Origin of the sequence: Aeromonas schubertii (genome assembly GCF_000820105.1) — a bacterium.
Lineage (GTDB): Bacteria > Pseudomonadota > Gammaproteobacteria > Enterobacterales > Aeromonadaceae > Aeromonas > Aeromonas schubertii.
The window spans coordinates 1-18,945 of record NZ_CDDB01000010.1 but is presented as its reverse complement, the minus strand read 5'-3'; the positions used below and the strand labels follow the sequence as shown (position 1 = coordinate 18,945).

17 protein-coding genes are annotated in these 18,945 nt (G+C 63.8%); 2 read left to right on the top strand and 15 right to left on the bottom strand.

The genetic code is table 11. The features are described from left to right. Positions 1–90: 90 nt before the first annotated feature. From BN1133_RS01540 to BN1133_RS01520, 5 genes are all read right to left on the bottom strand, one after another. Complete coding sequence (locus BN1133_RS01540) at positions 91–1,383, bottom strand: NAD(P)/FAD-dependent oxidoreductase (RefSeq protein WP_050664800.1); 1,293 nt, start codon at positions 1,381–1,383, stop codon at positions 91–93. Between the two features lie 79 nt (positions 1,384–1,462). Continuing rightward, the gene (ycfP, locus tag BN1133_RS01535; protein ID WP_005358656.1) at positions 1,463–2,002 is read right to left on the bottom strand and encodes an alpha/beta hydrolase YcfP; all 540 of its coding nucleotides are present in this window, start codon (positions 2,000–2,002) and stop codon (positions 1,463–1,465) included. Positions 2,003–2,040: 38 nt separating this feature from the next. Further along, positions 2,041–3,885, bottom strand: coding sequence for a M3 family oligoendopeptidase (locus tag BN1133_RS01530; protein WP_082177857.1), 1,845 nt, complete (start codon positions 3,883–3,885; stop codon positions 2,041–2,043). A 48-nt stretch (positions 3,886–3,933) separates the two neighbouring features. Then, complete coding sequence (locus tag BN1133_RS01525) at positions 3,934–5,712, bottom strand: M3 family oligoendopeptidase (protein ID WP_050664799.1); 1,779 nt, start codon at positions 5,710–5,712, stop codon at positions 3,934–3,936. A gap of 117 nt (positions 5,713–5,829) precedes the next feature. After that, positions 5,830–6,738 (bottom strand): DUF808 domain-containing protein, encoded by a 909-nt coding sequence (locus tag BN1133_RS01520; RefSeq protein WP_050664798.1) that lies wholly within the window; start codon positions 6,736–6,738, stop codon positions 5,830–5,832. Positions 6,739–6,867: 129 nt separating this feature from the next. Between BN1133_RS01520 and BN1133_RS01515 the strand changes: the two genes are divergently transcribed. Continuing rightward, complete coding sequence (locus tag BN1133_RS01515) at positions 6,868–7,458, top strand: DUF924 family protein (RefSeq protein WP_050664797.1); 591 nt, start codon at positions 6,868–6,870, stop codon at positions 7,456–7,458. Between the two features lie 40 nt (positions 7,459–7,498). Here the strand turns inward: BN1133_RS01515 and secF are convergent, their stop codons facing one another. The 7 genes from secF to hinT all read right to left on the bottom strand — a co-directional run bounded on the left by secF (position 7,499) and on the right by hinT (position 13,485). Further along, positions 7,499–8,407, bottom strand: a complete 909-nt coding sequence (secF, locus tag BN1133_RS01510; RefSeq protein WP_050664796.1) for a protein translocase subunit SecF — start codon at positions 8,405–8,407, stop codon at positions 7,499–7,501. A gap of 3 nt (positions 8,408–8,410) precedes the next feature. After that, entirely contained in the window at positions 8,411–10,213 is a 1,803-nt protein-coding gene (gene secD, locus BN1133_RS01505; RefSeq protein ID WP_050664795.1) for a protein translocase subunit SecD, read from the bottom strand. An 85-nt stretch (positions 10,214–10,298) separates the two neighbouring features. Then, entirely contained in the window at positions 10,299–10,721 is a 423-nt protein-coding gene (locus BN1133_RS01500; RefSeq protein ID WP_050664794.1) for a hypothetical protein, read from the bottom strand. 73 nt (positions 10,722–10,794) lie between these two features. Beyond that, positions 10,795–11,634, bottom strand: a complete 840-nt coding sequence (locus tag BN1133_RS01495; RefSeq protein WP_050664793.1) for a DUF6279 family lipoprotein — start codon at positions 11,632–11,634, stop codon at positions 10,795–10,797. A 4-nt stretch (positions 11,635–11,638) separates the two neighbouring features. Then, positions 11,639–12,460, bottom strand: a complete 822-nt coding sequence (locus tag BN1133_RS01490) for a choline/ethanolamine kinase family protein (RefSeq protein ID WP_050664792.1) — start codon at positions 12,458–12,460, stop codon at positions 11,639–11,641. After that, positions 12,435–13,013, bottom strand: coding sequence for a hypothetical protein (locus BN1133_RS01485; protein ID WP_050664791.1), 579 nt, complete (start codon positions 13,011–13,013; stop codon positions 12,435–12,437). Before BN1133_RS01485 ends, BN1133_RS01490 begins: the two co-directional genes overlap by 26 nt. A gap of 121 nt (positions 13,014–13,134) precedes the next feature. After that, entirely contained in the window at positions 13,135–13,485 is a 351-nt protein-coding gene (gene hinT / locus BN1133_RS01480; RefSeq protein ID WP_050664790.1) for a purine nucleoside phosphoramidase, read from the bottom strand. A gap of 203 nt (positions 13,486–13,688) precedes the next feature. Between hinT and BN1133_RS01475 the strand changes: the two genes are divergently transcribed. Continuing rightward, positions 13,689–15,695, top strand: coding sequence for a methyl-accepting chemotaxis protein (locus BN1133_RS01475; protein WP_050664789.1), 2,007 nt, complete (start codon positions 13,689–13,691; stop codon positions 15,693–15,695). Positions 15,696–15,740: 45 nt separating this feature from the next. Here BN1133_RS01475 and BN1133_RS01470 read toward each other — a convergent pair whose 3' ends face one another. The 3 genes from BN1133_RS01470 to mukB form a co-directional block, all read right to left on the bottom strand. Then, entirely contained in the window at positions 15,741–16,202 is a 462-nt protein-coding gene (locus tag BN1133_RS01470; RefSeq protein WP_050664788.1) for a hypothetical protein, read from the bottom strand. A 122-nt stretch (positions 16,203–16,324) separates the two neighbouring features. After that, complete coding sequence (locus BN1133_RS01465; RefSeq protein WP_050664787.1) at positions 16,325–16,714, bottom strand: septal ring lytic transglycosylase RlpA family protein; 390 nt, start codon at positions 16,712–16,714, stop codon at positions 16,325–16,327. A gap of 69 nt (positions 16,715–16,783) precedes the next feature. Beyond that, positions 16,784–18,945: chromosome partition protein MukB (mukB, locus tag BN1133_RS01460; protein WP_157432333.1), on the bottom strand; the 2,162-nt coding region annotated here is incomplete at its 5' end.

Genomic DNA, 18,945 nt, shown 5'->3' with positions numbered 1-18,945 from the left:
AAGCCCCTGCACGGGACACCCCGGGCCGGCGCAAGAGCGCCCAAAAGAAAGGAGAGGCACTGGCCTCTCCTTGCTGATCACCCTGCCCCCTTAGTGGAGCTTCAGGGTCGGGCGCAGTACCCGGTTGATGCGGCCCACCAGCATGATAAGGCCGGTCTTGATGTAGCCATGCAGGGCGATCTGGTGCATCCGGTAGAGGGAGATGTAGACCAGGCGGGCGATATAGCCCTCCACCATCATGGAGCCGCGCATCAGGTTGCCCATCAGGCTGCCCACGGTGGAGAAGCGGCTCAAGGATACCAGCGAGCCGTGGTCATGGTAGAGGTAGGGCTTGAGCTCGCCACCGTTCATCATGGCCAGGATGTTCTTGAACGCCTGGGTTGCCATCTGGTGGGCGGATTGGGCGCGCGGCGGCACGAACTTGCCATCCGGCTGCGGGCAGGCGGCGCAGTCACCGATAACGAAGATATGATCGTCGCGGGTGCTCTGCAGGGTCTCTTTCACCACCAGCTGGTTGATGCGGTTGGTCTCGAGCCCGGCGATATCCTTCATAAAGTCCGGCGCCTTGATACCAGCCGCCCACACCATGAGATCCGCTTCAATCAGCTCGCCATCCTTGGTGTGCAACCCCTCGGCCGTGGCCTCGGTGATCATGGTGCCGGTGCGCACGTCCACACCCAGCTTGACCAACTCCTGATGGGCGGCGCCACTGATGCGCTCCGGCAGGGCCGGCAGGATGCGGGGGCCCGCCTCCACCAGGGTCACCTTGAGGCTGTCGGTGGTGAGGTTTTTAAAGCCATAGGCATAGAGCTGCTCCACGGCATTATAGAGCTCGGCAGAGAGCTCGACGCCGGTGGCACCGCCACCCACGATGGCGATCTTGACCGTGTCACCGGGCTTGTACTCGGTGGCGAACTGCAAGAAGCGGTTCATCATCTTGTTGTGGAAGCGGTGAGCCTGGGAGGGGCTGTCGAGGAAGATGCAGTGATCCTTGATCCCCTTGGTGTTGAAGTCATTGGAGACAGAGCCGATGGCCATCACCAGATAGTCATAGGGGAGCTCGCGCTCGTGGACCACCACCTCGCCCTTGTCATCGACGATGGGCGCCAGCACGATGCGCTTCTCGTCACGCCTGATGTCGGTCAGGGTGCCGAGTTGGAAGTCGAAACCGTGGTTCTTGGCGTGAGACTGATAGCTCAGGGCATCGATGCCCGCATCCATGGAGCCGGTGGCCACCTCGTGCAACAGGGGCTTCCAGAGGTGGGTGCGGTTGCGATCGACCAGGGTTACCTTGGCCTTGTTCTTCTTGCCCAGCTTGCGGCCCAGACTGGTCGCGAGCTCGAGACCGCCGGCACCACCACCTACGACGACGATATTAATCATGTTGTTTTTCCTAACGTTTCTCTAAATGCAAAAAGGGGAGCCCGAGGCTCCCCAAAGTCGAATCGTGCGTGATATGGGATCAGGCCTCCTTGAAGGCCTTCATCCGCTGCAGATGATGCGAGATGTTCTTGAACTTGTGAGTCTCTCGCTCATCCCAGACGATGTCGTAATAGTTCTTCAGTTCACGTTCAGTGTCCCGATTATCTCGCACTTCGTCCTGGACTGAAAGGATGCACAGGCAGTTTCCTGAATTTTTATTACGAAATTCAGTTACACACTTGGTGGCGATGTCCACATACTCCTCGGGACGCTCGATCTTCCCCTGCATGTTCTCCTCCGGATGGAGGTTGGGGTTGAAGATCACCTGACGAATGCCGCACAGAAAACCGATCCGCTCGCTCCAGTAGCCGCCGAGGCCAACCCCGCAGATGAGGGGCTTGGGATCGGAACTCATGTCGAGCTGTTTTTTCACCTCCTTGAGGAGGTGGCTCATGTCGTGACGGGGATGCACTGTGCTGTAGTGCACGAAGCGCACATCGTCGTCGATATACTGCAGCTGCAGTACCTTCTCATGGTTGCCCGGGCTGGTTGCGTCAAACCCATGCAGATAGATGATCATCGCTTGCTTCCTTACTTCTGGCAGTGCATCCGTCGACCCTACCCCAGGGACGACGACTCCTGCCACTGCCGATTGATGCTTTCTTGCTTTGGATCACCAAAAGCCGGGCACAAACGGGCCATCTCGGCGACCAGTCGGACCACTTCCCCCAGGCTTTGGCGCCAGAAGTCGGGGCCATCGAGACTCACATCCAGATGGCGTCTGGCCAAGGTTTCGACACTCATCACGCCACTGTCGCGCAGCAGGGCGCGATAACGGGGGACAAAAGACGCCCCCCACTGTTCGCGCCTGGCCAGCAACCCCAGACTAAACAGGTAGCCAAACAGATAGGGGTAGTTGTAAAAACCCAGGGCCGGATTGGCAAAGTGTCCCTTGCTGGCCCACAGCCGGGTATCAGCCCCCCGGGTCGTCCCCTGGTACCAGCGTTGCCAACTCGATGTCATCAGGCGGTCAAGCTCGGCGGCATCGAGTGACCCACGGCGACGCCCGGCCACCAGGGCACACTCAAACTCGAAGCGCACCGGAATATTGAGCAAGAAGGTGACGGCGCTCCGGGAGGCCTGCCACAGGATGGCGAGGCGTTCATCATCGCCGTCACAACGAGCCAGCAGCGCCTCGCGCACCAGGGTTTCGCCCATGATGGAGGCACTCTCGGCCAGGGTCATGGGATAGGCACGCTGACACAGCGGAAGGTCGCGCACCAGCCAGTTGTGCCAGGCGTGGCCGAGCTCATGGGCCAGGGTCAGGACGCTGGCAGGGGTGCCGCTGAAGTTGACAAAGACCCTCGGCTCGGCGGGCCGGGCAAACTTGGTGCAATAGGCACCGCTGCTGCGTCCGGCGCCCGGTCCGATGTCGATCCATCCCCGCTCGGCCGCCATCCGGGCAAACGCCCCCATCTCGGGGTCGAGCCTGGCAAACGCGTCGGCGATAAGCGCTATCGCCTCGGCAAAGGTATGGTGCATCCGGCTTGGTACAGGGGGGGGAGCCTGGAGATCGGCCATGGGCATGCGCTCATGACCGAGCCTGCGGGCCATCAGGGTGAGCAACTGCTGCCCCAGGCCACGGTACTCGTAGGCTGTGGCCATCAGGGTATCGAGGGTGGTGCGCGCTATGTGCCCCTGATGGCAGGCGAGATCCAGGGGCTCGAGCCGCCTGACGGCCCCCCGCTGACGCAGCAGCTCGAGGCGCCACCCCTGAATGGCGCACAAGATAGCGGCCACCGTCTCTGCCTCACGGCCCCAGGCCTGAGCGATCCCCTGCCAGGCCTCCCGGCGGCGATCAGGGTCCTGACTCTCGAGCTCTGACATCGCCTCGGCCAGCCCCAGGGACTGGCCGGACAACGCCACCCTGAGCCGGGCCGCCAGGTCACGATAGAGGGCTCCCCAGGGGTGTGCCCCGTCGAGCCCCGTCACCAGTTGCTCTCCTTGCAGCGGGAGCCGCTGATCCGCGAGCGCCCGCAACCGCTCCAGACGAAAACGCTCCTCCCCAAGCAGGGGCTCTGCCATCAGTCGTTCGAACGACGCCTGTGGCAACGACAACCAGAACGCCTCTACCGGCGCCAGGGTCTTGAAAAGATCCACGTTAAGGGCACGGGCGCGACTGGCAAGGTGCTGCGCCTTCCCATTCCCCCCCTCTTGGCTTAAGGCGCAGGCGGCGCGCACCGAAAGATTCCACCCCAGCTCACGGATCCCGGTCACACGATGGCGGATCTGACTCAACAACTCGGCAAGGCGGTAAAGGGGCTGCGCCTTGCGCAGCTCATCCACCGCTTCGGCGAGGGGGACAAGCTCCCCTCGGGCCGCCGCCAGATCGGCCTGCGGCTGCTCATCGTCGAGGGAGGGGTAGAATCGGGAGAAGTCCCAACTGCCGACAGCGTGCGTCATGGGGTTACCGCTTAAGCAAATAAGTGGGGCGGCCATGCCGCCCCGGGATCACAAGAGCGACTCGAAGCGCTCGATCTGCCCCGCAACCAGGGAGAGGCTGGCACGCCAGAAGTCGGGGTGACCAATATCGGCCCCCAGGTGTTTTTGCACCAGGGCCTCGGCGCTCATGGCGCCGGTATCTTCCAGCAAGGCCCGATAACGGGCGGCAAAATCGCTGCCAAGGCGCGCGCGCTGGGCATAGACACCCAGGCTGAAGAGGTAACCAAACAGATAGGGGTAGTTGTAAAAGCCGAGTTCGGCGATAGAGAAGTGCCCCTTGCTGGCCCAGAAGAGATCATTGTGACGGCAGAGGGTATCCCCATACCAGCACTCCATCGCCCCTTGCATCAGCTCACGAAGCCGCTCGGCCCCCACGTGCCCCTGATGGCGGGCCGCGACCAGACGACACTCGAAGTCATAGCGGGACGGGATATCCACCAACATGGCGGCGGCGCTGTCGGCCTCCATCCAGGCGATGGCGCGGCGCTCCTCACGGCTCTGGGCCTGCCCCATCAGGGCCTCACGCACCAGGGTTTCGGCAAAAATGGAGGCGGTCTCGGCCAGGGTCATGGGGTAGTTGCGCAGCTCACGGCATTGATCGCGCAGCAGCCAGCTATGCCAGGCGTGCCCCAGCTCATGAGCCAGGGTGATGACGTTGTCCATGGTCCCTTCGAAGGTGATAAAGACCCGAGGCTCGGCGGGATCGGCATACTCGGTGCAGTAAGCACCGGTGCGGCGCCCCTCGGTGGGGTCGGCATCGATCCACCCCTTCTCGGCCATCATGTGGGCAAAGGCCCCCATCTCGGGATCGAAGCCGCCAAAGGCCTCGGCCACCAGCTCGATGGCCTCATCGAAGCCATAGTGGCGGGATTGTTCGGCCGGGGCCGGGGCATAGAGATCCCAGGGGCCAAAGTCGCTCACCCCATGCACCCTTGCCATGGCACGCAGGGCGCGCCGCCCCAGCTCCTTGTGCTCAAACGCCTGGGCCATCAGGGTATCCAGGGTCTCACGCTCGATGTGGGACTGATGGCAGGAGATCTCGAGGGCATCGAGCTGGCGCGCAGTGCCGCGCTGACGAGCCAGTTCGATGCGCCAGCCGTTGATGGCATTGAGAATGGCCGCCACCGTCTCCTGCTCAGAGCCCCAGGCCTGATAGATGCCGTGCCAGGCGTCGTAGCGGCGGGCACGCTCGGGGTGTGACAGTAGGTTGGCCGCCTGGGCCAGCCCCGTGGTCTCGTCACCGACCTGTACCTGCAGCTTGGCCACCAGGGTATCGTAGAGATTGCCCCAGGCCTGCAGCCCGTCGACCCCCAGCCCCTCGACCAGTTGCTCGCTCTCGAGGGAGAGCAGCTGATCCGAGAGGAGCCGCTGATGAGAAACGCGGTAAGCGAGGGTATGCAGGGCCGGATGAGCCAGCAGCTTGTCGACCAGGGCCTGATCGGCCCGGGCCCAAAACAGCTCAACGGGTTTTTCGGCCATGGCAAGCTCGGCGTCAAGCTGCATGGCACGCGACAGCAGCTCGCGGGATGCGCTCTCTTTACCGTTGCGGCTCAGACGGTTATAGGCGTAGGTACCCAGGTTGGCGATGGCGTGGTGAAGGGAATCCCCCTGCTCACGCAGGGCGACAAGCCGCTCGGCCAGCATGGCCTCATCACCGGCGACGAGTCCCTTGGCCGCCTCGGCCAGGGTGGCGATGCCTTCCCGGCAGTGGGCCAGAGTCCGGGCTACCTCGGGGGCGTCCGGGGCGGTGAAGATGTGCTCGTCACGCCAGATGGTCTGATAGGTCATGGGTTCTTCCTTGTTATGGTGTTTGCTTCCTGCGCCCGGGGTGGGCGGGTTGGTCAGTATGACGGGAGTGGCCAGCCTCTGCCACTCCCGAATGGCACTCTCCAGTACCGCTGAGGGTTAGCCGCGCAGGCGCCCGATGGCACTCATGGCCGCGACCAGCACCAGGCCGGCGACGACCCCGAAGAGGGCCGACAAGAGGCTCGGCACCAGGGCCGCGAGCAGGCCCGAGAGCGGCGCCAGGCTCTGGGCCACCCCTTCGATGAGATGGTGCAGGGGCGCCAGGCCGTGTACCAGTATGCCGCCCCCCACCATGAACATGGCGATGGTGCCCACCAGCGCCAGCAGATGCATCAGCTTGGGCGCCACCACCACCAGGGCGCGGCCCAGTGCCAGACGCGGCGCAGCCAGGGTTCCCCCCTCCCCCTTGTTGACCAGGTGCAGACCGATGTCGTCGAGCTTGACGATGAGCCCCACCAGGCCGTAGACCCCAATGGTCATCAGCACGGCGATCCCCGCCACCACGCTCACCTGTACCGGGAAGCTGCTTCCCTGGACCGTGCCCAGGGCGATGACGATGATCTCGGCCGAGAGGATAAAGTCGGTGCGAATGGCCCCCTTGACCTTCTCCTTCTCGTAGGCAACCAGATCGTCGGGAATGGGGTCGGCCGCGTGCTCATCCTGAGTCTCATGGCCAATAAACTTGTGAGCCAGCTTCTCGGCCCCCTCGAAGCAGAGGTAGGCGCCCCCCAGCATCAGCAGAGGCGTGATAAGCCAGGGAACCAGGGCGCTGATCAGCAGGGCGGCCGGCACCAGGATCAGCTTGTTGCGAAAGGAGCCCTTTGCCACCGCCCACACCACGGGCAGCTCACGCTCGGCGCGCACGCCGCTCACCTGCTCGGCATTGAGGGCGAGATCATCCCCCAGCACACCCGCCGTTTTCTTGGCGGCCACCTTGGTCATCAGGGCAACATCATCGAGCACGGCGGCGATATCATCGAGCAGTGCCAGCAAACTGGTTCCGGCCATCCGGATCACTCCAACTGTAAAAAAGAGGCAATAGTCTACCCCATGTGACCCGCACGGCAACCGCCATACACAGCATGGGGGGGCGAATGCTACCCTAGTGGGAAGTTCAACGGCTAAAAGGAGCCACCGATGGATCCATGGAATCCCCTGTTAGACACCTGGTTTGGTGAGCCGGCCGATGCCGCCACCCTGGCCCGGCGCCAGGCCGCACTCTGGTGGAGTAAGGATGAAGCGGTCGACAGGCAGCTCGCTGAGCGGTTTGGAGCGCTGCAGAGGCAAGCCGCAGAGGGGGAGCTGGACGACTGGTGCTGGCAACCGAGAAGCTGCCTCGCCTTGTTACTGCTGCTCGATCAGCTGCCGCGCAACACCTGCCGGGGGGAGCCTGCTGCGTTCGCCCAGGATGGCCGCGCCCAGCAGCTCTGCCTGGAGGGATTGGCCCACGGCCATGACACCCACCTCCTTCCCATTGAGCGCCTCTTTTTCTATCTGCCACTGGAGCATGCGGAGAGTCTGGAGCTGCAGGATCTCAGTGTCGCCCTGTTTGAACGCCTCTTTGAGCACCACCCCCACGCTCCGTTTGGGGATTACCTCGACTTTGCTCGCCGTCACCGGGATATCATCGCCCGTTTCGGTCGATTCCCTCATCGTAACGCCATCCTCGGCCGCGAAAGCAGCGAGAGCGAGCTGGCCTTTCTCGAAGAGCCGGGCTCCTCATTCTGACGGCGACGGGCAGAGGGTTTCCCCTCTGCCCGACCGGCCATCAGGCCCCCTCCGGGAGCACCATCTCCTTCTGATAAGCGGCAGGAGTCAAGCCCAGCAGCTCCTGAACAGGGGTAGCGATGGTGATGGAGGAGAGGGTTCCGGTCAACACCCCTGCAAACAGGGTAAAGGCAAAGCCGTGCAGCGCCTCTCCGCCGAGCAGTAGCAGAGCCCCTACGGTAAACAGGGTGGTGCCCGAGGTGATCAGGGTGCGGCTGAAGGTCGCCACCACGGCCCGGTCGGTACACTCATGGATCGAGGGGGGCTGACGCGAGCAGAGGATATCCCGCAGCCTGTCCGAGATGACGATGCTGTCGTTGAGCGAATAGCCGATCACCGCCATCAGCCCGGCGATCACGTTGAGATCAAACTCGATCCCCAACATGGCGATCAGCCCCAGCGCCACCAGGGCATCGTGGGCTACCGAGGCGAGTACCCCCAGCGCCTGGCGCCACTCGAAGCGAAAGGCGAGATAGGCGCTGATAGCCAGCGACGCGGCCAGCAGGGCCAACATCCCCTGCTCCAGCAGCTCGGCCCCCACCTGGGGACCCACCTGGGTGGTGCGCAGCAATTCGACTGGCAGACCAAGCTGCTCGCCCAACATAACCCCGAGCTCCTGAGGGCTCCAGGCCAGGGCGTGCTCGGGCAACTTGATGAGCCACTCCCCCGGTGCGCCGGCCGAATGGAGCTCGATGGCCCCCTTTAACGGCGGCGTCAGCAAGGCATTGAGATCCTGAGCCGAGCGCAGGGTGTCGATGCGAAACTCCAGCAGGGAGCCGCCGGTGAAATCAAGCCCCATTTGTAGCCCGTGATGAGCCAGCAACCAGACACAGTAACCGGTGAGCAGCACAGAGATAAAGAGCCCCAGATAGCGCAGGCGTGTCAGGTTGGCGATCAGACGGTTGATCATGACTTATACCCTCGAAAGCTTCAGGGAACTCTGTCCCCACAGTGGGTTGATGATGGCGCGCGTCCCCCAGATCCCGGTGATCATGCTGGATAGAAGACCGAGGATCAGGGTGATGGAGAAACCCTGCAGCGGACCCGAGCCCACCGAGTAGAGGATCACCGCGCTGATGAGCGTGGTGATATTGGCATCAAAAATCGTGCGAAACGCGCTGCGATAGCCAAAATCGATGGCATTGGACAGGCTTCCCCCCTCCCGCAACCTGTCCTTGATACGCTCGAAGATAAGCACATGGGTATCCACCGCCATGCCCACCGTCAACACCAGACCGGCGATGCCGGGAAGGGTCAACACGGCGCCGGGAAGCAGCGCCAGCATGCCCACCTGCATCAGCAGGTTGGCCACCAGAGCCGTGATGGCCACCCAGCCAAACTTGCGATACCAGAGGATCATAAAGAGGGCCATGCCGGCCATGCCAAAGGCCAGGGCGCTAAAGCCCGCCTCGATGTTTTGCATCCCCAGGGTCGGCCCTATCGAGCGCTCCTCGAGGATCTTGAGCGGGGCGGTCAGGGCGCCGGCACGCAACAACATGGCGAGATCTTGCGCCTCGCTCATGCTGGCAAGCCCCGTGATACGAAACTGACTGCCCAGCGCCGTCTGAATAGTGGCGACGTTGATCACCTCGCTGTGGGCCTTGAGCTTGCCCTCCCCATTGCTCTTGTACTCGGTAAAGAGCGAGGCCATGGGCTTGCCCACGTGCTGACGGCTAAAACGGCTCATCACGCTGCCACCGGCCCCATCGAGCACAATGCCCACCTGGGGCTGGCCACTCTCCCCCATGCTGGCACGGGCATCGACGATGTGCTCACCGGTCAGCACCGGCTTTCGGGCGAGCGCGATGGGGCGACCACTGCGATCGGCCACCTTGAAGCTTCCCTCGGGCACCACCTCGTAGAAGGCAAGGGAGGCGGTAGCCCCCAGTACCTCCTTGGCCTGCTTGGGATTGTGCACCCCGGGCAGCTCGATACGGATGGCGCCTTGGCCCTGACGCTGGACCGCCGCCTCGACGATGCCAAGTTCATTGATCCGTTTTTGCAAGATCTTCTGGTTTTGGCTCACCGCATTGTTGATGAGCTCGCTGCGCTCCTTGGCAGAGAGCGTCAAGATGAGCCGCCCGTCGCCTCGCGTCAGCTGCCACTGACCCTGGCCGAGCTCGTGACGTACCACAGCGAGATAGGAGGCGGCCGGCTCCCCAGCCGGCAGGGTCACCACCACCTGGTCTAGCCCGTCACGCTGCACCTGAGCCCCGCGCAGGCGGGCCTCCCGCAGGGCCGCGCGCAGCGAATCGACCAGATTACTGCTCTGGCGCTCCAGCACGAAGTCGGTATCGACGGCGATCAGCAGCTGAGAGCCCCCGCGCAAGTCCAGCCCCAGCTTGATGGGGGCCGCGCCCAGGGCCTTGAGCCAGGCCGGGGCATTGGCGTGAAACTCCAGGGTGGTGCTGGCCCCGAGGGCGTCGAGCACCTGCTTGGCACCTTGCTGCTCATCCTGGCTGGCGAACACCAGCTCGAGTCGATCGGCATCGGCGATAACAAGCCTGGGGGCTATGTGGCGTTCGGCCAGTGCACGCGCCTGGGCATCGCTCAGGGCCGTCTGGCCATGCAGCCCAATAGAGGGTTGCTCACCGAAGAAGGTGGGCAGGGAGTAGAAGGTAAAGGTGACCAGCATGAGCAGCAGCAGGGCATAGCTCCAGCGGCTCATGCGGTTCATTACGCCATGCTTGGCACGGCGGCGGGTATGGTTGGTCATGACAGAACCCCAATAGAGAAAACGGCAGCTTCACCGGGGTGAAGCCCACTTTACGGAAGGTTGGGCCTGTCTGCGCGAGTGCACGTCAGGCCGTCAGCGGCAAGGCGCGACGGCGCTGGAGGAAGCGGTAGAGAAGATGGGGGCGGACTCGTCTTCGCCGATCATCGCGGCTGAAGCGATCGCGAAACGAGAACCTGAGATAGGCCATGCCGGGGAAAAACAGCAGGCCACAGAGCAGCAACAGGATCTCGCCCTGCGACCACTCGACGAGCAGGAACCGAATATCGTCGGCCGGCTCGTCATCGCTGCGCAGCCCCTGCTCGAGCCGCAGCAGGTGGCTCTGGTGGGTCAGAGCCCCCTCGAGGTTATCCTGCAGTGGCTGGCTGACACTGACAACCGAGGCTCCGCTCTGATGGGCGGATACCCCCATCCCGGCCCCCAGGGAGGAGCACAGAACAAGGGAGAGCACACTCCCCAGAAGCAGGGTTTTCAGCCAGGAAAAGCGCAAGGGTCGTCTCATGGGCGGTAAAGAGGGGCAAACCATACCATGGCCCCTCCCCCCTCACAAGGCAGGTCACGCCTTAACGGCGCGCCATCCCCATAAAATCATCGGCATAGCCCTTGAGCAAGCCATAGAGATGGGCCCGCTGGGAGAGATCGAGACTCGTGCTCAAGTCCGACAGCCACTGCACGGTTCGCTGGCGAGATTGGGCCGTGTACCCGGTGTAGCGTCCCCCCATCAGGTTATCACCGCTGGCGAGCAGACGCTCGAGAGCCGGCGCAAACTCAGGGGTGCCCTTGAGCCTTAACACCTGCTCGAGCTCATCCCACCAGTGCAGTTGATAGTCGAGCCAGGGGCCGTAGAGCTCGTATTGCCACTCTACCCAGCGGGCGACCAGGGGCGCCTGGGCCGGCTTGACCTCACCAATCCAGAACAACAGGCGCTTGTTCATCTTCTCGGTGAAGTCGCTGAGCTCCTTATCCCGAGGGCTGCGGCGAAATTCCTCCCGCTTTTGGGCCAGCTTTTGTCGCCGCTCCTTGAGGAAACGCTCGAATTGGGCATCGCTCAGGATCTCTCCCAGACGCACGGCCCTCGGCAAGGCATCACCAATCAGGCGGTCCAGATCCCCCTCCAGGGCGGCCAGGTGCTTGTCGACCTGGGCGGTGGTCATGGGGCTCGCCACTGCTTCGCTCAGGGCCTTGAGCTGGGCGCCGTAGGCGGGGATCTCCGACTTGCGATGCCACGCCATCAGGCCTCGCACCTCTCGATCAAGGGCATTGCGCTGATCCCGGGTCAGGGAGAAGTAATCATCCAGTTGCCAGACAATGGCCCAATCGAGCCAGTAGTAGATGAGACGGGTCGAGCAGCCGACCAGCAGAAAGCAGAGCAGACCAAGTAGCCAGGCCCGGGTTCGCGTCATGGGATCACTCCAGTCGTTGACGATAGCTATCAATCCAGTGGCTCATGGCCTCCCCCTGCTGCTGACGCACCAGAGCCCAGAGCAGGGCGATGTAGTCCACCCAGGGCAAGAAGGGGCGAAACCTGAGCTCAGAACATGACCCGCCGGCGGCCAGATAGCAAGCCTCCAGCTCGTCGCCCCGCTCCTCGCTCCAGCCATGGGTGCGCAAGATGGAGGCGAGTTCGAAGCCCGGATGGCCCGCGGCGCCATACTCCCAGTCCACCACCCAGGGACGCGGCCCAAGCAGATTGGCCGGGTTGAGATCGTGATGACAGGCGTAGCGGCACTCATCGGGCTCGTGGCAGGCCAATAGCGGCCGCTCCAGGGCCAGTAACCAGTCGGGTATCCGCAGCAGTTGATGGCGATAGCGTTCGGCGTGGGGGCGCACGGCCATATGCACCTTCGGCCGAGGCAGGCGATGCAGCCGCACCAGCAGTTGAGCCAGAGCAGCGGTTGCCTCTGCCTGCGACGGGGAGCACTCGGCCCAGCTCGGCTCGTCACACCACTCGAGCAAGAGGATCCCCCTCCCGGGATCGGCAAACAGGCAAGGTGGCGCCAATCCCGCCTGGGCTGCCTGCCGATAGAGGCGCCACTCTTGGTGGCGATCGATGCCAAGGTTCACCGCCGAGGGGTGACCGATGCGCAAGAAGGCGCGGCGGCCATCGGCAGCCTGCAGGCACAGGTTACGGTTGGTCAACCCGCCGCCAAGGGGGGCGGCGCTGGCCTTATCCCAGGGGGCTGGCAGTCCGGCCGGCAAGGGGTCAGCGGCTGGCGGCACGACTGCCATTCCAGAGCAGCTCCCCACTTCGCAGATCCATCAGGCTCATGGTGAGACGATAGTGCCCTGCGTCACGGGCCAGATCCCCGTAGAGCATGAAGCCGGCACCGGTCTGACGCCCGAGGCGCACCAGAGAGGCCGGATTCATCCCCCCCTGCTGATACTCAAGCTGACCCGTGATGGCCGCCACCTGCCCCGGATCGACGAAGCGAAAAGCGGTGCGGCTGGCGATCCGTTTTCTCATGGTGTCGGCCATCAGTCGGGTATCGACCGCCTCACCGGTACCGTTCTGGGGCGGCGTAAGCAGCAAGAGAGGGGCGGTCGGTGCCAGCTGCTGCACCTCGGGGGCCTGCACAACGCTGTCGGCCATGGCCAGTGCCAGAGCCGTCGGTGCCTGCGCGGGCTTGCTCACCTCGGGCTTTTGAACGGGGGGTTGCGGCTTGCCGGGCAGTGGCTTGACCGGGGCCGGTGGCTGACTCTCGCTACCGGGCCAGCTGTAGGGGTTGACGCTACAGCCCCCCAGCAGAAGGACCGTCAGCAGCATCAGGGGACGCATCTTCATTTGCCTACTCTCCTGGTAAAAAACAGATAGCGGAGCCACTGCCCCGCCATGAGTGCTTATGCTAGGGCAAAAGCCGGCACAGGATCGACCGCCTGCCAGAGGCGGGGCGACAGGAGCTGCCTTAGCAGCTCACCAGGGCTCCCAGGGACTTGCCCCCCAGCAGGTGCATATGGATGTGATAGACCTCTTGTCCACCATGACGGTTGCAATTCATGACCAGGCGATAGCCATCCTCGGCAATGCCAGCCTCGGCGGCCAGCTTTCGGGCGACGGTAAAGAGACGGCCGAGGGCGGCCTCATGCTCGGGCTCCACATCATTGACGGTGGGGATGAGGACATTGGGCACGATCAGGATATGGGTCGGTGCCTTGGGGCTGATGTCACGAAAGGCGGTGACCAGATCGTCCTGATAGAGGATCTGGGCGGGGATCTCCTTGCGGATGATCTTGCTGAAAATGGTTTCCTCGGCCATGGATAGACTCCTTGAAAACAAAGGGTTGGCAGTGCAGTGAGGGTAAAGGAAAGCGCCTTGTGACGCCACCTTTTCGGGCAAGTGTGACCTGGCCCCCCTTTCTGCGACAAGCCTTGTCACTTCTGCTCGATTTACTGTTAAAAATGCCGATAGTCGCAACGACAACCCTGACAGGGACACAGTGACAGCGGGACAACACAATAATGAAACTGAATAATCTTTCTATCTTGCAACGCGTCTATCTAGGCTTTGCCATCCTCATCCTGGTGATGATCGGCGCCTCATCGCTCACCTTCTTCAGCCAGGGGCAGCTCAAGGGCGCCCTGACCCGGGTCACGGATCAATCCATGCCCCTGGTGCAGGCCAGCGCTCGCACCCAGATCGTGCTGCTCGAGGCCCATCGCTGGCTGAGCGATGCCCTTTCCGAATCGGATCCCAAGGTGCTTGAGGAGGAGATAAGCCGGCTCACCCGGGAGCGCGAGGCCACCCAGGCAGCCCTGGCCGAGCTTAAACAGGCCGCCGCCAGCCATCCCCAACTGGGCGCCCCCCTGGCGACCCTTGCCAATCAGCTGGAGCAGTACCTGAGCCAGACCGCCCCCTTGCCGGAGAAACGCCGCAGCATGCTGGAGCGCCTGACCAAGGTGAACCGGGCCAAGGGACAGTTTCAGGTCACCCTGCCCCAGTTCAAGAAGAACCTGGCCGACATGATGATCACTATCGACGACAGCTTCATCAAGATGTTGGCCGAGAAGCTTACCACCCAGCTTTCGACCATCGAACTCTCCACCATGGATGCCCTCAACCAGAGCGCCACCGGCGCCATCGAGGCCGCCCTCAAGCGTAACAAGATGCAGATCCAGGGGTTTAACGCCACGGTCAAGGATCTGGAAAACGAGCTGCCCGACTTCGACAACGATCTGGGTCACCAGGTGCGCGCCTTCGTGCGTGACACCACGGCCGAGGAGGGGCTGCTGGTGCAATACCTCGCCCTGATGCGCGAGCAGGCGGCCATGCAGGCCCAGCGCAGCGCCGCCGGGGAGCAGGTGGTCGCCGTCCAGCAGACCCTGGCCAGCGTCGACAGAGAGAGCCGCCAGATCATGGATCAGAGTATCGCCGCCGCCGATGGGGTTCTCAGCCAGAGCCGGATCACCCAGGGGATGGCCATTGCCGCCGCCATTGTGCTGGCCCTGCTGGTCGCCTGGGGCCTTGGCAAGGCCATACGCCGCCCACTTCAAGAGCTGCTAAGCGTCCTGGGTGCCGTCACTCAGGGGGAGATGACAGCCCGGGTCCGCTTCCAGAGCCATAACGAGTTTGGCCAGTTGGCCCGCCAGGTGAACCTGCTGATAAGCCAAATGGGTGATGTGCTGGGACAGCTGGCGAGCGCCGCGACCCAGCTCACCGACACCGCCCACAGTAACCGCCACACCGCCGAGAAGGTGCGCGGCGAGCTCGAGCGCCAGCGCGCCGAGACCGCCTCGGTGGCCACCGCCATGACCCAGATGGAAGCCTCGGTGCGCGAGGTGGCCATGGCGGCGCACCAGAGCCTGGAGCAGGTGCAGGAGGTCGAGCGCGCCTCGCGCATCGGGCGTCAGGTGATGGCCGGCAACATCTCCACCACTCACCAGCTGGCCCTGAAGCTTCAGCATGCGGGTCAGGTGATTGCCGAGGTGAGCACCATGAGCAACAAGATTGGCAACATCCTCGAGGTGATCCGGGGTATCGCCGAGCAGACCAACCTGCTGGCCCTCAACGCCGCCATCGAGGCCGCCCGGGCCGGTGAGCAGGGTCGTGGCTTCGCGGTGGTGGCCGACGAGGTGCGCAACCTGGCCTCGCGCACCAGCGACTCGACCAGCGAGATCAACGCCATGATCGAGGGGCTGCAACAGGCGGTCTCCCGCGCCGTCAAGGAGATGGAAGAGTGCTCCGGCGAGATGGAGGCGAGTGTGCAGCAGAGCTCCGATGCCAACGGCGCCATGGAGGAGATCCAGGGGATCGTCACCCAGATCAACGACATGGCGAGTCAGATTGCGGCCGCTGCAGAGCAGCAGCAGGCCACCAGCGCCGAGATAGCGACCAATCTCAACCACATCTCGGATATCTCGGATCTCAACTACCGGGGCATCGATCAGGTGGCCGGAACCAGTCAGCAGCTCGATCAGCTGGCCGAGCGGCAGCAGGAACTGGTCAGCCGCTTCAGGCTCATTGCCTGACAAACCCGGGGGGAGGAAGCAGACGGGAGGCCAAGGCCTCCCGTTTCATTCGTCGTAGACAATCTCGAAGCAGGTATCGACGATGACCGGTGTGGCCCGGGGATTCTCCTTGGCCGCCTGATAGTGGCGCTTGGAGAGCATGCTCAGGGCCACCCACTCCAGGCGCTTGTCCGATGAGTCGATAAACTCGGGGTTATAGGCCACCCCTTTGGAGTCGATGAGATGACGGATCACCACGTAGTTGCCGGCCGGTCGCTGCCCCGCCCCATCGAGCAGGGGGCGAATGATCACCCTGCCGCTCGTCATTATCTTCTCTTTGGGAAACATCTTGGTCGGGATAGTGAAGACATCGGGCGTCTGACCCAGCCAGTAGCGGGCGAGCTCGCTCTCCTCGATGACCACAGGCTCCCCGTTGAGGGTGGGGGGGGGGCTGACGTAGCGCTGATCGGGCGAGCTACAGGCGGCCAGCAACAGGGCCGCGAGGGGGTAGAGCAGTGAACGGTGCATGTGGCTTCCTTATGGATTCTTACCCGCCATCCTGCGGGTATTGCCCATGGTAACAAACCCCACTCCCCTCCTCTCCCCCCGATGGGATGCTTGATTCAAACGGAAATGGCCTGTAATGAAACCTACTCCATCACCTCGAGACGCACCCGCAGCAGCCCGTCCGCCGGGTTGCCGATGGCAGAGAAGGCCGAGCGGGAGAGATCGATGACACGCCCCTCGGGGAAGGCCCCGCGGTCGTTGATGCGCACCAGCACACTCTTGCCATTGGCCAGATTTGTCACCTTCACCCGGCTGCCGAAGGGCAATACCAGATGGGCCGCCGTGCTGCGCTCCTTGCGGTAGGGCTCACCGCTGGCGGTGCGCCGGTTGTGGTAGCGATCGGCGTAATACGATGCCAGCCCGGTCTCGCTATAACCGCGCCAGCTGCCGCCGTGGGCCTCGTCGTAGCGGCTGCTACAGGCTGCCAGCAGCGTACACAGGCCCAGCAATAACCAGGCTCTCGCGTCTCTCATCCTCTCCTCCTCGTTACGCTACCCAAACGCTGCGGGAGGCCAAGGCCCCCCGCATCATTTCACTTCCCGTCAGGCGCTGAGCCTGGCGGCCTCGTCGGTGAAACCAAACCCGCGCAGCCCCACCACGTGCACGTGCTCGTGCTTGCCCTGTACCTTGCGGATGAGCTTGTAGGTGGTGCCCTTCTCGGGGCTGATGTTCTCGGGCGCCGCGATAAGCAGCTGCATGTCCTGGCGCTCGCACAGCTCGAACAGGGTGGCGATGGACTTGGCATCCAGACGCGCCGCCTCGTCGAGGAACAGGAGGCGACAGGGGGCGATGTCCTTGGCACGCAGGCGGCGGGACTCCTCCTCCCAGCTGATGAGCACCATCAGCAAAATGGCCTGACCGGTCCCGATCGCCTCGCCGGTGGAGAGGGCGCCGCTCTCGGCGCGCAGCCAGCCGTCGGCGCCGCGCAGCACCTCGATCTCCAGCTCCAGGTAGTTGCGGTAATCGAGCAGCACGTCCCCCATCACCTGGTAGTTGCGCTCCCCCTGCTCCACCTGCGGGTTGAGGCGCTGGAACAGCTTGGCCATCGCCTCGGAGAAGGTGAGCTCCTTGTCGGCGAACAGATCGTTGTGCATGGCGCTCTGATCGGCGAGTGCCGTCAGCAGCCGGGTGTGAGCCTCACGCACGTTGACGTTGAGACGTACCCCGCGCACCAGACCGAAGGCAATGTTCTGCAGCCCCTGGTTGAGCACCCGGATGCGGTTCTGCTCGCGGCGGATGATGTTGGTGATCTTGGCCGCCACCTCATGGGAGGAGAGCGACAGGTGGTTCTCCCGCTGCTTGAGTTCGTCGGCCAGGCGCGCCAGCTCGATCTCCATCTCCTCGATGGCCTCCACCGGATCGTCCGAGCGGATGATGTCGTTGCGGATGCGATCCTTGAGATAGCGATAGACCTGCACGTAGAAGGCGACCTTCTGCTCGGTGCTGCGGTTGCCCTCGGAGCGGCGCAGGGCATCGCGCAAGTCCTCGTCGTGTGCCACCGCCACCCGCAGGGCGCCGAGGGCCTTGTCCGACATGGAGCGCAGGTCGTCGGCATCGAGATAGGCCAGCTCGCGGCGATTGAGGCGCTTCTCCACGTCGGTTTCGCGAGCCAGGCGCACCACGCGCGACCAGCTCGCCTTGTGGCCGACCAGGGCCTTGCGGGCACCGAAGTAGTCCTTGCCCTCCACCTTGAGGCGACCGCCGAGGGATTCGATCTCCCGCTTGGTCACCTGCAGCTGGGCCTCGGCACTGGTGCGACGGGAGCGGGTGCGAATGAGCAGCTCCTCGACCTCCTTCTTGTGGCTGCGGGCCTTCTCTTCCATGTCATCCGACAGGGTCAGCCCCATGGCACCGAGCTCCTGCTCGAACTCGCGCAGGGTCTCGCCCTTGGCCTCGACGCTGGAATTGAGGGCCGTGCGCACCTGCAGCGCCTCGGTGTGCTGGGCACTGATTTGCTTGTGCTGCTCAGCGGCGGCGCGGGCGTCCACCTCGGCGGTCTTGAGCTTGGCCTTGAGGTGCTCGCTCATCTCGGAGGCCTTGCCGAGCAGGTCCTGGGCATCCTGATAGGCCAGGTGCGGCAGGCGGGCCACCACCTGATCGAGCAGGTAGCAGCGGCGTTTCTGCTCGGAGAGCGCCCCGTGCTCCCGATCGAAGATGGCCTGCAGCTCGGCGAGCCCCTGGGGATCCTGGCGCAGGGCCTGGCTCAGGGCCTCGAGTTTTTCGAGGGTAACCCCGTGGCGGGCCACGAAGTCGCGGGCGGCGTCGAGACGGTCTATCTGGGCGCGCGCCTGCTCGAGCTTCTCACCCACCGGCTCGCCAAACAGGTGGGCCAGCGGCAGCATGGCCTGGGCCAACTGCAGCTGACGGGCGACCTGGGCCTGGGCCCCCTTGAGGGATTGCAGCTCGCGCTCGCTCTCCCCCACGACCCCTTGCAGCTGGCGTAGGGCGGCTTGCTTTTGCTCGATCTCGAGCTCGGGATCGTCTTGGAAGGCGATGCCGAGGTGCGCGCCGACAAAGTCGCTGAAGTGTTGATAGAGACGGTGAAATTTCTGCTGCTCGAAGGCCGCCTTGGCGTAGGCCTCGATCAGGGCGTCGCGCTCGACCTCCAGCTGCTCGATGCGCTTCTCCCGCGCCGCACGGCCAAACAGGGGCAGTTCGGGGTAGCGGGAGTAGCGCACCTGGCGCTTGCTGGTGCGCACCAGCA

Bases quoted from the DNA above. Each gene is read 5' to 3' on its own strand.
- BN1133_RS01540 (WP_050664800.1), bottom strand. From the start codon at position 1,383: ATGATTAATATCGTCGTCGTAGGTGGTGGTGCCGGCGGTCTCGAGCTC.
- ycfP (WP_005358656.1), bottom strand. From the start codon at position 2,002: ATGATCATCTATCTGCATGGGTTTGACGCAACCAGCCCGGGCAACCAT.
- BN1133_RS01530 (WP_082177857.1), bottom strand. From the start codon at position 3,885: ATGACGCACGCTGTCGGCAGTTGGGACTTCTCCCGATTCTACCCCTCC.
- BN1133_RS01525 (WP_050664799.1), bottom strand. From the start codon at position 5,712: ATGACCTATCAGACCATCTGGCGTGACGAGCACATCTTCACCGCCCCG.
- BN1133_RS01520 (WP_050664798.1), bottom strand. From the start codon at position 6,738: ATGGCCGGAACCAGTTTGCTGGCACTGCTCGATGATATCGCCGCCGTG.
- BN1133_RS01515 (WP_050664797.1), top strand. From the start codon at position 6,868: ATGGATCCATGGAATCCCCTGTTAGACACCTGGTTTGGTGAGCCGGCC.
- secF (WP_050664796.1), bottom strand. From the start codon at position 8,407: ATGATCAACCGTCTGATCGCCAACCTGACACGCCTGCGCTATCTGGGG.
- secD (WP_050664795.1), bottom strand. From the start codon at position 10,213: ATGACCAACCATACCCGCCGCCGTGCCAAGCATGGCGTAATGAACCGC.
- BN1133_RS01495 (WP_050664793.1), bottom strand. From the start codon at position 11,634: ATGACGCGAACCCGGGCCTGGCTACTTGGTCTGCTCTGCTTTCTGCTG.
- BN1133_RS01490 (WP_050664792.1), bottom strand. From the start codon at position 12,460: ATGGCAGTCGTGCCGCCAGCCGCTGACCCCTTGCCGGCCGGACTGCCA.
- BN1133_RS01485 (WP_050664791.1), bottom strand. From the start codon at position 13,013: ATGAAGATGCGTCCCCTGATGCTGCTGACGGTCCTTCTGCTGGGGGGC.
- hinT (WP_050664790.1), bottom strand. From the start codon at position 13,485: ATGGCCGAGGAAACCATTTTCAGCAAGATCATCCGCAAGGAGATCCCC.
- BN1133_RS01475 (WP_050664789.1), top strand. From the start codon at position 13,689: ATGAAACTGAATAATCTTTCTATCTTGCAACGCGTCTATCTAGGCTTT.
- BN1133_RS01470 (WP_050664788.1), bottom strand. From the start codon at position 16,202: ATGCACCGTTCACTGCTCTACCCCCTCGCGGCCCTGTTGCTGGCCGCC.
- BN1133_RS01465 (WP_050664787.1), bottom strand. From the start codon at position 16,714: ATGAGAGACGCGAGAGCCTGGTTATTGCTGGGCCTGTGTACGCTGCTG.